3 protein-coding genes are annotated in these 17,947 nt (G+C 63.4%); all 3 read left to right on the top strand.

Annotation, left to right across the window (positions count from 1 at the left end; genetic code table 11):
* The first annotated feature begins 218 nt into the window (after nt 1-218).
* The 3 genes from V5E99_RS25920 to V5E99_RS25910 all read left to right on the top strand — a co-directional run bounded on the left by V5E99_RS25920 (nt 219) and on the right by V5E99_RS25910 (nt 17,937).
* On the top strand, nt 219-1,391 hold the full coding sequence (locus V5E99_RS25920; protein WP_499805110.1) for an MFS transporter: 1,173 nt from the start codon (nt 219-221) through the stop codon (nt 1,389-1,391).
* A gap of 76 nt (nt 1,392-1,467) precedes the next feature.
* Nucleotides 1,468-2,199 carry a thioesterase II family protein gene (locus V5E99_RS25915; protein WP_499805108.1) on the top strand — a complete coding sequence of 244 codons (732 nt, stop codon included), beginning with the start codon at nt 1,468-1,470 and terminating at the stop codon, nt 2,197-2,199.
* Between the two features lie 210 nt (nt 2,200-2,409).
* Entirely contained in the window at nt 2,410-17,937 is a 15,528-nt protein-coding gene (locus V5E99_RS25910; protein ID WP_499805106.1) for a non-ribosomal peptide synthetase, read from the top strand.
* The last annotated feature ends 10 nt before the right edge of the window (nt 17,938-17,947 follow it).

The following is a 17,947-nucleotide window of genomic DNA, read 5'->3' as shown; positions in this document are numbered from 1 at the left end:
CTGACTGGCGGGATGCTTTGAGAGTTCAGCATCAAGAGTAAAAGATCGCAGCCTTCGGCAGCTCCTACATGAAATGCGGTCTCCTGTAGGAGCTGCCGAAGGCTGCGATCTTTTGCTCTTAAGGTCTGCAAGCCCTTCACAGACCACCAACAATTCCCCGCTTTCACCACAACCGACGTTTGTGGCAACGTGCATGCCCTAATCGAGGCCTGCACCCCATGGCAAACCCCTACCGCGAACTGTTCAACGCCCCCGGCAGCCGGGCCTTCGTGCTGGCGGGGATGATCGCGCGGATGCCGATTTCCATGACCGGCATCGGGCTGATCACCATGCTCTCGCAGTTGCAGGGCGGTTATGGCTTGGCCGGCGCCGTCGCAGCGACCTTCGCGTTGGCCACGGCGTTTTGCGCGCCGCAGGTTTCACGGCTGGTGGACCGTTACGGCCAGGGGCGGATCTTGCCGGTGTCGGCACTGCTGGGCGGTGGCGCGCTGTTGATGTTGTTGCTCTGCACCCGCTTGCAGGCGCCGCACTGGACGCTGTTCTTCTTCGCCGCTCTGGCCGGGTGCATGCCGAGCATGTCGGCGATGGTCCGGGCACGCTGGACCGAGGTCTATCGCGGCCAGCCACAATTGCAAACCGCTTACGCCCTGGAATCGGTGCTGGACGAGGTCTGCTTCATCGTCGGGCCGCCGCTGTCGGTGGGGTTGTGCGTGGTGGCGTTCCCTGAGGCCGGGCCCTTGGCGGCGTTGCTGATGCTGGCCATCGGGGTCACGGCGTTTGTGTGGCAGCGCGGCACCGAACCGGCGGTGCATCCGCACGAAATTCACCATCAGGGCTCGATCATCCGTTCCGGTGAAATCCGCCTGCTGATGCTGTTGATGACCGCCATGGGCATCATCGTCGGCGTGGTGGATGTGGTCAGCGTCGCCTTCGCCCAACAGCAAGGCCAACCGGCGGCGGCGAGTATCGTGCTGTCGGTGTACGCCATCGGTTCGTGCCTGGCCGGGCTGGCGTTCGGCGCGTTGCGTTCGAAAGTGCCGCTGCCGCGCCTGTTTCTGTATGGCGGTGTGGCGACGGCGGTGACCACGTTGCCGTTGCTGTTGGCGACGAACATTTTCGGCCTGGCGCTGGCGGTGTTCGTCGCCGGGTTGTTTTTCGCGCCGACCCTGATTGTGGCGATGGCGCTGGTGGAGCGCATCGTGCCGCCGGCCAAACTGACCGAAGGCCTGACCTGGCTGGTCACCGGGTTGAGCATCGGCGTGGCCATCGGCGCGGCGAGCTCCGGGTGGCTGGTGGATGCGTTTGGCGCGCGCAGTGGATTCTGGGTCGCCATCGCTGCCGGTGCGGTGGTGCTGGGGTCTGCCATCCAGAGCTATCGCCACCTCAAATGAGCGGCGCAGGCGGGCGCACTAATTAGCGGGCACCTTCATTCGTTCTCTTGGTAGACAACTTTTTGAGGTACACCCGGTGACCCAGCTGACATTGCTGTGCCTGCCCTATTCGGGGGCGAGCGCCATGGTTTATAGCCGCTGGCGGCGCAAACTGCCGGAGTGGCTGAAGCTGCAACCGGTTGAACTGCCGGGGCGGGGCGCGCGTTTTGGCGAGCCGCTGCAAACCGACATGCGCGCCTTGGCCCGTCAATTGGCGGCCGAACTGCAAACGTCCTTGCGTGCGCCTTATGCGGTGTTCGGCCACAGTTTGGGGGCGTTGCTGGCCTGTGAACTGGCCCATGCCTTGCGCGCATTGGGCTGCCCGGAGCCGGTGGCGCTGTTCGCTTCGGGCACGGCCGCACCGACCCTGCGCAGCGATTACGATCGCGGATTTTGCGAACCCAAGAGCGACGCCGAGCTGATCGAGCAGTTGCGCACGCTCAACGGCACCAGCGAAGAAATTCTGGCCAACGAAGAGCTGATGAGCCTGACGTTGCCGGTGCTGCGTGCCGACTTTCTGTTGTGCGGGCGTTTCGAGCCGATTGCGCGGCCATTGCTCAAGTGCCCGGTACACGTGCTCGGCGGCACTACCGACCGGGCTACTACCGAACAGTTGATCGGCTGGAGCAAGGAAACCCAGGGCAGTTTCTCCGTGGACATGCTCGCGGGCGGGCATTTCTTTATCCATGAGCACGAAGCCAAGGTGTTGCGGGTGATCAAGGATCAACTCGATGTACACCACCGACGCCACCCCATGGCCACCGCCTGACCCCGATCCCGTAGGAGCTGCCGAAGGCTGCGATCTTTTGATCTTGTCTTTTAAAAGCAAAATCAAAAGATCGCAGCCTTCGGCAGCTCCTACCTGCTAGTCAATCTCCTTTCTGATACTTGTTCTCAATCGCTAATTTTTCCGGTCTGCATTCGTTTTATAGGGACGACGTGCCTTTGTGCTTCCCGCCAACGATCCGGATGCTTAGAAATGAATGCTGAAGACTCCTTGAAACTTGCTCGCCGGTTTATCGGGCTGCCCCTTGAAAAGCGCCAGATGTTCCTTGCAGCCTTGCAAAAGGAGGGCGTGGATTTCGCCCGCTTCCCGATTCCGGCGGGCATCGAGGCGGAGGATCGCCAGGCGTTGTCTTACGCCCAGCAGCGCATGTGGTTTCTGTGGCAACTGGACCCGCACAGCGGCGCCTATAACCTGCCGGGCGCGGTGCGCCTGACCGGACGTTTGAACCTGCCGGCCCTGGAGCAAGCCTTCGCGGCGCTGGTCGCCCGTCACGAGACCCTGCGCACGGTGTTCCAGCGTCAGAGCGACGACAGCTTGCAGCAAGTACCCGCCAGCACGGCCCTGATGATTGATCAGGTGGATTTCAGCAGCCTGTCGGCCGATGAGCGCGAACGCGCCGTGGCCCGGGCCGCCGAGCAACAATCGGTGCTGCCGTTCGACTTGGCGAATGGCCCGTTGCTGCGCGTGACGCTGCTCAAACTGGCCGAGCAGGAACATGTCCTGCTGCTGACCCTGCACCACATCGTGTCCGATGGCTGGTCGATGAATGTGCTGATCGACGAGTTCATCCGCTGCTACGACGCCTTTGAAGCAGGCTCTGCACCACCACTCGCGCCGCTGCCGATCCAGTACAGCGACTACGCCTTGTGGCAACGCCGCTGGCTGGAGGCCGGCGAGCAGGCGCGGCAACTCGAATACTGGCAGGCCCAATTGGGTGACGAACACCCGGTGCTGGAACTGCCACTGGACCATTCGCGCCCGGCCATGCCGAGCTATCGCGGCACCCGTTATGAATTCGCGGTCGACAGCCAGTTGGCCGAGCAACTGCGCGGCACCGCACAGAAAAACAACGTCACGCTGTTCATGTTGCTGCTCGGCGCGTTCAACGCGCTGCTGCATCGCTACACCGGGCAGACCGATATTCGCGTCGGCGTGCCGATTGCCAACCGCAACCGTGCCGAAATCGAAGGGCTGATCGGCTTCTTCGTCAACACCCAGGTGCTGCGGACCCGGCTCGACGGCCAGACCCGGGTCGACGACTTGCTGCAAGCGATCAAGGAAACCGCCCTCGGTGCCCAGGCCCACCAGGACTTGCCGTTTGAGCGTCTGGTCGAGGCGCTGAAACTGGAACGCAGCCTCAGCCACACGCCGCTGTTCCAGGTGATGTACAACCACCAGCCCCACGTGGCAGACATGGCGTCGGTCAGCACTGCATCGGGCCTGGAGCTGGGCAGCATTGACTGGCAAAGCCGCACCACCCAGTTCGACCTGACCCTGGACACCTGGGAGAAGGGCGGCAAGCTGCACGCGGCGCTGACCTATGCGAACGACCTGTTCGACGCCGCCACCATCGAGCGCATGGCGCGCCACTTTAATAACCTGCTGACGGCACTGGTGGCTGATCCACATCAGCGCATCGGCGAACTGCCGTTGCTGGATGACAGTGAACAGCACGTGCTGGTGCACGACTGGAACCGCACCCGGGCGGATTACCCGACCGATGTCTGCCTGCACACCTTGATCGAAGCGCAGGTTCAACGCACCCCGGATGCGCCGGCCCTGCTGTTCGGCGACCACACCTTGACCTACCGCCAACTCGACGCCCGCGCCAATCAACTGGCCCATCGACTGCGCGAACAAGGGGTTGGCCCGGATGTGCTGGTGGGGATTTGCGTCGAGCGTTCGCTGGAGATGGTGATTGGATTGCTGGCGATTCTGAAGGCTGGCGGCGCCTACGTCCCGCTGGACCCGGAATACCCGCAGGAACGCCTGGCCTACATGATCGAAGACAGCGGCATCGCCCTGTTGCTCACGCAAACATCGCTGTTGCCAGGTTTGCCGACGACGGCAATCGAGGCGCTGATCCTCGATCAAAGCGCCCATTGGCTGGAGGCCTACAGCGAGCAGCGCCTCGAGGTGGCGGTAAGTCCGTTGAACCTCGCGTATGTGATTTACACCTCCGGCTCCACCGGTAAACCCAAGGGCGCCGGCAACAGCCACGCGGCGCTGGTCAACCGCTTGTGCTGGATGCAGGAAGCCTACGGGCTGGACGCCAGCGACGCGGTGCTGCAAAAAACCCCGTTCAGCTTCGACGTATCGGTGTGGGAATTTTTCTGGCCGCTGCTGACCGGTTCCCGCCTGGTGGTGGCTGCGCCTGGCGCACACCGCGAACCGGCGCGGCTGATCGAAATCATCGGCGAGTACGGCATCAGCACCTTGCACTTTGTGCCGTCGATGTTGCAGGCGTTTATCCATGAGCCGGGTGTCGAGGCCTGTGTCGGCCTCAAGCGCATCGTGTGCAGCGGCGAAGCCTTGCCGCTCGACGCCCAGCAACAAGTCTTCGGCAAACTGCCGCAGGCCGGGTTGTTCAACCTCTATGGTCCGACCGAAGCGGCCATCGACGTCACCCACTGGACCTGTGTCGATGAAGGCGCCGACAGCGTGCCGATCGGTCGGCCGATTGCGAATCTGCGCACCCACGTGCTCGACGCCGAACTGTTGCCGGTTCCGAGCGGTGTGGCGGGTGAGTTGTACCTCGGCGGTGCCGGGCTGGCGCGCAGTTATCATCGGCGTCCGGGCCTGACTGCCGAGCGCTTTGTGCCTTGCCCGTTCCATGACGGCGCGCGGTTGTATCGCACCGGTGACCGGGTGCGCCAACGCGCCGACGGCGTGATCGAATACCTCGGGCGCCTCGACCATCAGGTCAAGTTGCGCGGCCTGCGCATCGAGCTCGGCGAAATCGAAACCCGACTGATGCAACACCCGCTGGTGCGCGAGGCGGTGGTGCTGGTGCAGGGCGGCAAGCATTTGGTGGCGTATCTGGTGCTCGACAGCGCCGAGCCTGGCGAGCAATGGCAGCAAGACGTCAAGGCCTGGCTGCTCGGCAGCCTGCCGGAATACATGGTGCCGACCTACCTGATGACCCTGGCTAAACTGCCGGTCACCGCCAACGGCAAACTTGACCGCAAAGCTTTGCCGCAGCCGGATGCGGCGCCGCAACAAGCCTTTGTCGAACCCCAAGACGCGATGCAGAAGGCCCTCGCGGCCATTTGGCAGGATGTGTTGGGGCTGGAACGAGTCGGCCTCGAAGACAACTTCTTCGAGCTGGGCGGCGATTCGATCATTTCCATTCAAGTGGTCAGCCGTGCGCGGCAGGCCGGCATCCGCCTCAGCCCACGGGACTTGTTCCAATACCAGAGCGTGCGCAGTCTCGCGCTGGTCGCAACGCTCGACACTCACAGCGCGGTCGATCAGGGGCCGGTCAGTGGCGAAGTCCGCCTGTTGCCGGTGCAGGCGCTGTTCTTCGAACAACCGATGGCCGTGCGTGAGCACTGGAACCAATCGCTGCTGCTGACGCCCCGTGAGCCGTTGAATGCGCCGTGGCTTGAGGCAGCGTTGACCCACGTGCTCAATCACCATGACGCCTTGCGCCTGCGGTTCAGCCACGGCGCCGAAGGCTGGCAGCAAGTGCACGGGCCGTTGGTCGAATCCGCCGATCTTTGGCAACGCACCGTCACCTCCGACGAACAGTTGACCGCCGCGTGCGACGAAGCCCAGCGCAGCCTCGACCTGGAAACCGGCCCGCTGCTGCGGGCGCTGTTGGTGAACATGGCCGATGGCAGCCAGCGCTTGTCGCTGATCATCCATCACTTGGTGGTGGACGGTGTGTCCTGGCGCGTGCTGCTGGAAGATGTGCAGCACGCCTACGAACAACTGGCCAGCGCCAGTCGTGTAGCGCTGCCGGCGAAAACCAGTGCCTATCAAACCTGGGCCGAACGCCTGGCCGGGCAAGCGCCGCGTTTCGACGCACAACGGGCGTACTGGAAAGACCAGCAAAGCCACGCCGTGGAACTGCCATGTGATCGCCCCGACGGCGGTTTGCAAAACGTACATGGCCAGAAAATCGAATGGCGCCTCGGTGCCGACCTGACCCGGCAACTGCTGCAACAGGCGCCGACGGCCTATCGAACCCAGGTCAACGACCTGTTGCTGACCGCGCTGGCGCGCACCATCAGCCGCTGGACCGGCCAGCCGGACACCCTGATACAGCTCGAAGGCCATGGCCGCGAAGACCTGTTCGACGACGTCGACCTGACCCGCACGGTGGGCTGGTTCACCAGCCTGTTCCCGGTCAACCTGACCAGCGCCGACGACCTCGACGGCTCGATCAAAACCATCAAGGAGCAACTGCGCGCCGTCCCGGACAAAGGCCTGGGTTATGGCGTGCTGCGTTACCTGGCTGAGCCCTCGGTTGGTGCCGAACTGGCGGCCCTGGTGCAACCGCGCATCACCTTCAACTACCTGGGGCAGTTCGACCGGCAGTTCGACGACAACGCCTTGCTGGTGCCCGCGACCGAATCGGGCGGCACCGCGCAAGATCAGCAAGCGCCACTGGCCAACTGGCTGACCGTCGAAGGTCAGGTCTATGGCGGTGAACTGGCCCTGAGCTGGGGCTTCAGCCGCGAGATGTTCGATGCCGCGACGATCCAGCGCTTGGCGGACGATTACGCCATTGAGTTGCAAGCGCTGATTGAGCACTGCTGCGCCCTGGAACACCCCATCGCGACGCCATCGGACTTCCCGCTGGCACGGATCACCCAGGCGCAACTGGACGCTTTGCCGGTCCCGGCGGCGCAGATCGAGGACTTGTATCCGCTGTCGCCGATGCAGCAGGGCATGTTGTTCCACACCTTGTACGAACAGGAGGCCGGCAACTACATCAACCAGATCCGGGTCGATGTGCAAGGGCTTGATCCCGAGCGTTTCCATGCCGCGTGGCTGGCCACGGTGCAATCCCAGGAAGTGCTGCGCACCGGTTTCGTCTGGCTGGGGGATTTGACCCATCCGCTGCAAATTGTCCGCCGCCAGGTCGAGCTGCCGTTCAGCGTGCTCGACTGGCGCGAACGGGCTGACCAGGCCGACGCTCTGACGCAAGTGGCCGATGCCGAGTCCCGTCAGCCATTCGACCTGGCCCAGGCGCCGTTGCTGCGACTGGTGCTGGTGCGCACGGGCGACGCCGCATGGCACCTGATTTACACCCATCACCACATCCTGATGGACGGCTGGAGTAACTCGCAGTTGCTGGGCGAGGTGCTGCAACGCTACAGCGCCGGCGAGCAGGTGCCGAACGCCGGTCGCTACCGCGATTACATCCAATGGCTGCAAGCCCGGGACGGCGAAGCCAGTGAACGCTTCTGGAAGGAACGACTGGCCGATTTGAACGAGCCGACACGCCTGGCTCAAGGGGAAATCCAGGCCACGGACGGCGCCGCTTATGGCGAGCATTCGCTGGTCATCGACGCCGCGCAAACCCGGCGTCTGCATGCGTTCGCCCGCCAGCAGAAAGTCACGGCCAACACCGTGCTGCAAGCAGCGTGGCTGTTGCTGCTGCAACGCTACACCGGCCAGGCCAGCGTCGCGTTCGGCGCCACGGTTGCCGGTCGCCCGGCGGACCTGCCGGGTGTCGAGCAACAGATCGGCCTGTTCATCAATACCTTGCCGGTCATCGCCAGCCCCCGCCCCGAACAATCGGCCGCGAGCTGGTTGCACGTGGTGCAGGAGCTGAACCTGAGCCTGCGTGAGCACGAACACACGCCGCTGTTCGAGATCCAGCGCTGGGCCGGCCGGGGTGGCGAGGCCCTGTTCGATAACATCCTGGTGTTCGAAAACTATCCGGTGTCCGAAGTCCTCAAGCGCGGCGCCCCGGACGGCTTGCAGTTCGGCGCCTTGCACAGCCACGAACAAACCAGCTACCCGCTGACCCTGACCATCAATCTGGGCGATACCCTGACCCTGGAGTACAGCTACGCCACGGCGAATTTCGCCGAATCGACGATTCAGCGACTCAGTGCCCACCTGAACAACTTGCTGCTTCAGTTGATGGACGGCGCCGAGTTGCCGCTGGGTGAACTGAGCCTGCTGGGGCACACCGAACGCCAGGCCCTGGTGGAAGACTGGAGCACCGCACGGATCGATTACCCGAGCGAGCAACGGGTGCATCAGTTGTTCGAAATTCAGGCTGCGCGGCAACCCGATGCGCCGGCGCTGCTGTTTGCCGACACGCAACTGAGCTACCGCCAGCTCAATGCCCGGGCCAACCGTCTCGCCCGGCATCTGGCGGCGCTGGGCGTGGGGCCCGACGTGCTGGTGGGGATTGCCGTCGAGCGCGGGCTCGACATGATCATCGGCCTGCTGGCCGTGTTGAAGGCCGGCGGCGGCTACGTGCCGCTGGACCCGGAATACCCGCAGGATCGTTTGCAATGCATGATCGAGGACAGCGGCACGCGCCTGCTGCTGACCCAAAGCCATCTGCTGAATCGTCTGGCCCATGCCGACTCGGTCCGCACCCTGTGCCTGGACAACGACGCGGCCTGGAGCGATCTGGACGACAGCAATCTGGTGAACCGTGCGCAGGGCGAAAACCTCGCCTATGTGATGTTTACCTCGGGTTCTACCGGCCGGCCAAAAGGCGTCGGTATCAGCCAATTGGCCCTGACCCGACATGCTTACGTGTCGCTGCAATTTTTCAACCTCGAAGCCAGCGACCGCATCCTTCAATTCTCCACGTTCAACTTTGACGGCTTCGTGGAGCAGCTCTACCCGGCGCTGATCTGCGGTGCCTCGGTGGTGCTGCGCGGTGTCGATATCTGGGACACCGACACGTTCTACCGTGAACTGATTGCCCGCCAGATCAGCGTCGTCGACTTGACCACCGCTTACTGGAACCTGCTGGCCAAGGATTTCGCCGCCATCGGTGCCCGTGATTACGGCCGGCTCAAGCAAGTCCATGCCGGTGGTGAAGCGATGCCGCCCGAAGGTCTGGCGGCGTGGGGGCAAGCGGGGCTTGGGCATGTGCGCCTGCTCAACACCTATGGCCCGACCGAAGCCACGGTCACGGTGACCTCCCTCGACTGCACCGACTACGTGACCGGCGCCCGCGCCACGCCACCGACCATGCCGATTGGCAATGTCTTGCCGGGGCGCAGCATTTACCTGCTGGACGACAGCGGTGCACCGGCACCGGTCGGGGTGGTCGGGGAGTTGGTCATCGGCGGTGAATTGCTTGCACGGGGTTACTTCAACCGTCCTGATCTGACGGCCGAACGCTTCATGCCTGACCCGTTCAGCCGGAGCGGCGGTCGGTTGTATCGTACCGGCGATCTGGCGCGCTACAACGCCCAGGGTGTGATCGAGTACGTGGGCCGCATCGACCATCAGGTGAAAATTCGCGGGTTCCGTATCGAGTTGGGTGAAATCGAAGCGCGGTTGCTGGAACAGGACGCCGTGCGCGATGCCATCGTGCTGGCGCTGCCGGCGGCCGGTGGTTTGCAACTGGTGGGTTATGTGTTGCCGACGGACCTTTCGCTGGCGCAAGCCGCAGGGCCGGCCCAAGTGGCGTTGCGCGACAGCCTCAAGGCTGCGCTGGCCGAGCGACTGCCGGATTACATGATCCCGGCCTATCTGGTGTTCATCGACAAGCTGCCCCTGAGCCCGAACGGCAAACTGGATCGCAAGGCGCTGCCCGCGCCGGATGTGGCCATGCAACACGTCTATGTGGCGCCGCTGGAACCATTGCAAGTGCAGTTGGCGGCGATTTGGGAAGCGGTGCTGCACGTGGCGCCGATTGGCCTGACCGATCACTTTTTCGAGCGGGGCGGTCACTCGTTGCTCGCCACCCAGGTGATCTCCCGGGTGCGGCACGCCCTGAAGCTGGATGTGCCGATGCGTGCGCTGTTCGAACAGCCGACGCTGGCGGCATTCGCCACGGCGTGTGCGGCGTTGCAACAGAGCGAAACATTGCCGATGGTCGCCGTGGAAAGGGATCAGGCCCTGGCGCTGTCCTTCGCCCAGGAACGCCAGTGGTTCCTCTGGCAACTGGAGCCGGACAGCGCGGCCTATCACGTGCCGAGCGCCTTGCGCCTGCACGGTCCGCTGGACGTCAAGGCGCTGCAACGCAGCGTTGATCGACTGGTGGCGCGTCACGAACCGCTGCGCACCACATTCCGTCAGGATGACGAGCGCACGGTTCAGATCATACATGCCCAAGGCGCGGTGCAGATCCACCAGCAAACCCTTGAAGGCAACGAAGCGTCGATTCCAGGCTGGGTTCAGGCGCAGATCCGTCAGCCGTTCGACCTGTTGAACGGGCCGTTGCTGCGGATCAATCTGCTGCGGGTGGCGGCGGACGACCATGTGCTGGTGATCACCCAGCACCACATCGTGTCCGATGGCTGGTCGATGCAGATCATGGTGGAAGAATTGGTCGCGCTGTATGCCGGCGAGTGCGCGGGTCAGCCGCAAACGCTTAAGCCATTGCCCCTGCAATACGCCGATTTTGCCCAGTGGCAACGGCAGTGGATGGCGGCCGGCGAGCGCGAGCGTCAATTGGCGTATTGGGTCGCGCAGTTGGGCGGCGAGCAACCGGTGCTGGAGTTGCCGCTGGATCACGCCCGCCCGGCGGTGCAAAGCTATCGCGGGGCGCGGCTGGACCTGGCCCTGACCCCCGCGCTAAGTGCGCAATTGCACGACGTGGCGCGGGCCGAAGGCGTGACGCTGTTCATGTTGTTGCTGGCGTCGTTCCAGACGCTGTTGCACCGTTACAGCGGTCAGAACGACGTGCGTGTCGGCGTGCCGATTGCCAACCGCAACCGCGCTGAAACCGAAGGCTTGATCGGCTTCTTCGTCAACACCCAGGTGATGCGTGCGCAGATCGACGGCGAACAGGCGTTCCGTGAGGTGTTGGCGCAAACCCGCCAAGCGGCGTTGGGGGCTCAGTCCCATCAAGACTTGCCGTTCGAACAATTGGTCGAAGCCTTGGCCCCGGAGCGCAGCCTGAGCCGCAGCCCGTTGTTCCAGGTGTTGTTCAACCACCAGAGCGCCGAGGCGCCGCGAGCCGGTTTGACCGATCTGCGCATCGAAAGCCTGGCCTGGGACAGCGCCACGGCGCAGTTCGACCTGACCCTGGATTCCACCGAAACCGAGGCCGGCTTACAGGTCTCGCTGACCTATGCCACTGACTTGTTCGACGCTGCCACCATTGTGCGCATGGCCGGACATTGGCAGGCCTTGCTGGCCGGGATCGTGGCCGAGCCGGGCCAGCGGATCAGTGATTTGTCGATGCTGGCGCAGACCGAGCGGCAGGTCATCCTCCACGACTGGAACGCCACGGCCGCCGATTACCCGCTGAGCACCAGCGTGCAGCAGTTGATTGAAGCCCAGGTTGTGAAAACGCCTGACGCCCCGGCGCTGGTGTTCGGCAATCAGACCTTGAGCTACGCGCAACTCAATGCCCGCGCCAACCAGTTGGCCCATAAGCTGATCGGCTTGGGCGTCGGCCCTGAAAGCCTCGTCGGTATTGCCGCCGAGCGTTCGCTGGAAATGGTCATCGGCCTGCTGGCGGTGCTCAAGGCTGGCGGTGCTTACGTGCCGCTGGACCCGGAATACCCGCAGGACCGTTTGCGCTACATGATCGAGGACAGCGGCGTGCAACTGCTGCTGACCCAGACGCATCTGCGTGATGGGCTGCCACTCTCCGCCAGCGTGCAAACCCTGTTGCTGGATGAGTCGCTTCATGGTTTTGCCGAGAGCAACCCGAATATCGCAGTCGATGGCGAAAACCTCGCCTACGTGATCTACACCTCGGGCTCCACCGGCCAGCCAAAAGGCGCGGGCAACCGTCATTCGGCGCTGACCAACCGTTTGTGCTGGATGCAAGAGGCTTACGGCTTGGGCGCTGGCGACAGCGTGCTACAGAAAACCCCGTTCAGCTTCGACGTGTCGGTGTGGGAATTCTTCTGGCCATTGATGACCGGCGCACGTCTGGTGGTCGCCGCGCCGGGGGATCACCGTGACCCGGCCACCCTGGTGGCGCTGATCAACCGCGAACAGATCAGCACGTTGCACTTTGTGCCATCGATGTTGCAGGCGTTCTTGCAGGACATCGACGTCGCCAGTTGCACCAGCCTCAAACGCATCGTGTGCAGCGGCGAAGCCCTGCCAGCGGATGCGCAGCAACAAGTCTTCGCCAAGTTACCGAACGCCGGTTTGTACAACCTGTACGGCCCGACCGAAGCGGCGATCGACGTTACCCACTGGACCTGCGTGGAGGAGGGCCGCGACAGCGTGCCGATTGGGCAACCCATCGCCAACCTCGGCTGCTACATCCTCGATGACAACCTGGAACCGGTGCCGAGCGGCGTGTTGGGCGAGTTGTACCTCGCAGGCGTTGGGCTGGCGCGGGGTTATCACCAGCGTCCGGCACTGACCGCCGAGCGGTTCTCGGTCAGCCCGTTTGGCGATGGCCAGCGGATCTACCGCACCGGCGACCTCGCTCGTTACCGCGCCGATGGCGTGATCGAATACGCCGGGCGGATCGACCATCAGGTCAAGCTGCGCGGTTTGCGCATCGAGCTGGGTGAAATCGAAGCGCGGTTGCTGGAGCACGACAACGTGCGCGAAGCGGTGGTGCTGGTGGTCGATGGCAAGCAACTGGTGGGCTACGTGGTGCTGGCCGATGCCAGCGTCGAATGGCGCCCGGAACTGGTCGCTCATTTGCAACGTGGCCTGCCGGATTACATGGTGCCGAACCAGTGGCTGAACCTCGAGCAGATGCCGCTCAGCCCCAACGGCAAACTCGATCGCAAGGCCTTGCCCAAACCTGACCTGAGCGTGAGTCAGGCCGGCTATGTCGCGCCGCGCAGCGAATTGGAACAGCGCATCGCCGCCGTCTGGGCCGATGTATTGAAACTTGAGCGGGTCGGGCTCACGGATAACTTCTTCGAACTGGGCGGCGACTCGATTATCTCGATTCAAGTGGTGGGTCGGGCGCGTCAGGCCGGCATTCAGTTCAGTCCCAAAGACTTGTTCCAGCACCAGAACGTCCAGGCGTTGGCGACCGTGGCTCGCCTCGGTGTCAGCGGTCCGACCGTTGCGCAAGGACCGGTCAGCGGCAGTACGCCGTTGCTGCCATTCCAGCACCTGTTCTTCGATACCGAGATCGCCGAACGTCATCACTGGAACCAGTCGGTGCTGCTCAAACCGGCCGACGCCCTGGACCCGCAACGTCTGGAGCAGGCCTTGCAACGCCTGGTCGCGCATCACGATGCGTTGCGCCTGTCGTTCACCGCAACGGCCGACGGCTGGACCGCCAGCCATGGCTCGCTCGACACTGCGCACACGCTGTTGTGGCAGCGCGCCGTGACCGATGACGCGCAACTGCTCGAGGCCTGCCAGCAAGCCCAGCGCAGTTTCGATTTGGCCGACGGCCCGCTGGTGCGCGGTTTGCTGCTGGACCTGGACGATGGTTCGCAACGCTTGCTGCTGGCGATCCATCACCTGGTAGTCGATGGCGTGTCGTGGCGCATTTTGCTGGAAGACCTGCAAAGTGCTTATCAACAGGCGACGAAATTGCCGGCGAAAACCAGCGCATTCAAACACTGGGCCGAACGCTTGCAACAACAGGCGCCGCACTTCGCAGGCGAATTGAACCTGTGGCGCGAACAATTGCAGGACGCCTCGGCCGACCTGCCGTGCGACCACCCGCAAGGTAGCTTGCAGAACCGCCATGCCCTGACCGTGCAGACGCGCCTTGATCAGGACCTGACCCGGCAACTGCTGCAACAGGCCCCGGCGGCCTATCGCACGCAGGTCAATGACCTGTTGATGACCGCCCTGGCGCGGGTGATCTGCCGCTGGACCGGCCACGCCTCGACGCTGATTCAGCTAGAAGGTCACGGTCGCGAAGCGCTGTTCGACGATATCGACCTGAGCCGCACGGTCGGTTGGTTCACCAGCGTGTTCCCGGTGCGTCTCACGCCGGCCGCGAACCTCGACGCCTCGATCAAACAGATCAAGGAACAGCTGCGGGCGATCCCCAACAAAGGCCTCGGTTTCGGCGTGCTGCGTTACTTGGGCGACGAGGCGACACGTCGGTTGCTCGGCGAACTGCCGACGCCGCGCATCACCTTCAATTACCTGGGGCAGTTCGACAGTCAGTTCGATGACGCCGCGCTGTTCGTTCCGGCCAGCGAAAGTGCTGGCGACGAGCAGAGCCCGTTGGCGCCGCTGGGCAACTGGCTGGAACTCAATGGCCGGGTCTATGGCGGCGAACTGAGCCTGGGCTGGACCTTCAGCCGCGAGATGTTCGACGAAGCCACCATCCAGCGCCTGGCGGATGAATACGCCGTGGAGCTGAAGGCGCTGATCGAGCATTGCAGCCAGGGTGGTCATGCCGGCATCACGCCGTCCGATGTGCCGTTGGCCGCGCTGACTCAGGCGCAACTCGATGCCTTGCCCAATGCCGGCGCGGACGTCGAAGACATCTACCCACTGTCGCCGATGCAACAGGGCATGTTGTTCCACAGCCTGTACGAACAAGGCTCGGGGGATTACATCAACCAGATGCGGGTCAGCGTCCAGGGCCTGGACGCCGAGCGGCTGCGTCAGGCCTGGCAGGCGGCGCTGGATAATCATTCGATCCTGCGCACCCGGTTTGTCTGGACCACCGAGCAAGAGCAGCCGTTGCAGATCGTGCAGCGTCGGGCTGTGCTGCCATTCGCGCTGCATGATTGGCGTGAACGCGCCGATCTGGTGCCGGCGTTGAACGCTCTGGCAGAAGAGCAACTGCGCGAAGGCTTTGATCTGCTCCAGGCGCCGTTGTTGCGTCTGGTGCTGGTGCGTACCGGCGCCGACAGCCACGAGATGATCTACACCAGCCACCATATTTTGATGGACGGCTGGAGCAACTCGCAGTTGCTCGGCGAGGTGTTGCAGCGCTACGCCGGACAAACCCCGGCGCCGACGCTGGGGCGCTACGGCGATTACATCGGCTGGTTGCAGCGTCAGGATGCCCAGGCCAGCGAACAATTCTGGAAAGCTCAGTTGGCCACGCTGGATGAGCCGACCCGGCTGGCCCAAGGCCGGATCGACAGCGCCCAGGCGCAGCAGGCCAGCGGTCATGACCAGCTCACGCGCCTGATGGATCGTGAGCAGACGCAACGTCTGAGCGAGTTTGCCCGTCAGCAGAAAGTCACCCTCAACACCCTGGTGCAAGCGGCGTGGCTGCTGTTGCTGCAACGCTATACCGGGCAGGCCACGGTCGCGTTCGGCGCCACGGTCGCCGGGCGTCCGGCGGACTTGCCGGGCGTCGAGCATCAAGTCGGGTTGTTCATCAACACCTTGCCGGTAATCGCCAGCCCGAGCGCCGAGCAGACCATCGGTGCCTGGTTGCAGCAGGTGCAGGCGCAAAACCTGGCCTTGCGCGAGTTTGAATACACACCGCTGGCGGATATTCAGCGCTGGTCAGGCCAGCGTGGCGATGGCTTGTTCGACAGCCTGTTGGTGTTCGAGAACTACCCGGTGGCCGAAGCCCTGGCGCAAGGTGCGCCGCAAGGGTTGACGTTCGGTCCGGTCATCAGCCAGGAGCAAACCAACTTCCCGCTGACGGTGTTGGTGGACCTGGGCGAAACCCTGTCGGTGCAGTACGCCTATGGCCTCAAACACTTCAGCCGCGATGTCATCGAAGACCTGGCCGCGCATCTTCAGCAGTTGCTGGAACAAATGGCCGAACTTGGCAGCCAGCGCTTGCTCGGTGACGTGCGTTTGCTCGACGAGCCAACGCGCCACGTCATCCTGCACGACTGGAACGCCACGGCCGCCGATTACCCGCTGAGCACCAGTGTGCAGCAGTTGATCGAAGCCCAGGTTGTGAAAACGCCTGACGCTCCGGCGTTGGTGTTCGGCAATCAAACCTTGAGCTACGCACAACTCAATGCCCGCGCCAACCAATTGGCCCACAAGCTGATCGGCTTGGGCGTCGGCCCTGAAAGCCTCGTCGGTATTGCCGCCGAGCGTTCGCTGGAAATGGTCATCGGCCTGCTGGCGGTGCTCAAGGCTGGCGGTGCCTACGTGCCGCTGGACCCGGAATACCCGCAGGATCGCTTGCGCTACATGATCGAGGACAGCGGCGTGCAATTGCTGCTGACCCAGACGCATCTGCGTGATGGGCTGCCACTGTCCGCCAGCGTGCAAACCCTGTTGCTGGATGAGTCGCTTCATGGTTTTGCCGAGAGCAACCCGAATATCGCAGTCGATGGCGAAAACCTCGCCTACGTGATCTACACCTCGGGCTCCACCGGCCAGCCAAAAGGCGCGGGCAACCGTCATTCGGCGCTGACCAACCGCTTGTGCTGGATGCAGGAGGCTTACGGCTTGGGCGCTGGTGACAGCGTGCTACAGAAAACCCCGTTCAGCTTCGACGTGTCGGTGTGGGAATTCTTCTGGCCATTGATGACCGGTGCCCGACTGGTGGTCGCCGCGCCGGGGGATCACCGCGATCCGGCTACCCTGGTGGCGCTGATCAATCGCGAACAGATCAGCACGTTGCACTTTGTGCCATCGATGTTGCAGGCGTTCTTGCAGGACATCGACGTCGCCAGTTGCACCAGCCTCAAACGCATCGTGTGCAGCGGCGAAGCCCTGCCTGCGGATGCGCAGCAGCAAGTCTTCGCCAAGTTGCCGAATGCCGGTTTGTACAACCTGTACGGCCCGACCGAAGCGGCCATCGACGTCACCCACTGGACCTGCGTGGAGGAGGGCCGCGACAGCGTGCCGATTGGGCAACCCATCGCCAACCTCGGCTGCTACATCCTTGACGACAACCTGGAACCGGTGCCGAGTGGTGTGTTGGGCGAGTTGTACTTGGCCGGCGAAGGCCTGGCCCGGGGTTATCACCAGCGTCCGGCACTGACCGCCGAGCGGTTCGCGGTCAGCCCGTTTGGCGATGGCCAGCGGATCTACCGCACCGGCGACCTCGCTCGTTACCGCGCCGATGGCGTGATCGAATACGCCGGGCGGATCGACCATCAGGTCAAGCTGCGCGGCTTGCGCATCGAGCTGGGTGAAATCGAAGCGCGGTTGCTGGAACACGACAATGTGCGTGAAGCGGTAGTCGTTGCCGTGGACAACACCGTGCTGGTCGCCTACGTGGTGCCGGTGGAAGAAGCCGCGCAACCGCAACAGTTCATGACCGAACTCAAAGCCCACATCGGCCAGAGCCTGCCGGACTACATGGTGCCGACCCATCTGCTGCTGTTGCCGCAGATGCCGCTCAGCCCCAACGGCAAACTCGACCGCAAAGCCTTGCCCAAACCCGATGCCAGCCTGTTGCAACAGGCCTATGTGGCACCGGTCTCGGACTTTGAAGTGCAAGTCGCCGGTATCTGGGCCGAGGTGCTGAAACTGGAGCGCGTGGGCCTGCGGGATAACTTCTTCGAACTGGGCGGGCATTCGTTGCTGGCCACCCAGGTTGTGCTGCGTGTGCGGGAGCAGGCCGGGTTCGATATTCCGGTCCGCGAGCTGTTCACCAGTGCCGATCTGGGCGATTTCTGCGTGGCCGTTCAAGCCCTGCAACCCGATTTGCAGCCCGTTCATGATGTTTTGGCTAAATCCTTGGAGGCCCTCAATCGTTTATCAGCAGATGAACTTGAAAAACTGATTTCCTAACGAGGACCAC

The organism is Janthinobacterium sp. LPB2021202312-11-4 (assembly GCF_037049705.1).
GTDB lineage: Bacteria > Pseudomonadota > Gammaproteobacteria > Pseudomonadales > Pseudomonadaceae > Aquipseudomonas.
This window is presented reverse-complemented; position numbering and strand designations above follow the sequence as displayed.

Coding starts and splice junctions, on each gene's coding strand:
- V5E99_RS25910 (WP_499805106.1), top strand. CDS start 2,410: ATGAATGCTGAAGACTCCTTGAAACTTGCTCGCCGGTTTATCGGGCTG.
- V5E99_RS25920 (WP_499805110.1), top strand. CDS start 219: ATGGCAAACCCCTACCGCGAACTGTTCAACGCCCCCGGCAGCCGGGCC.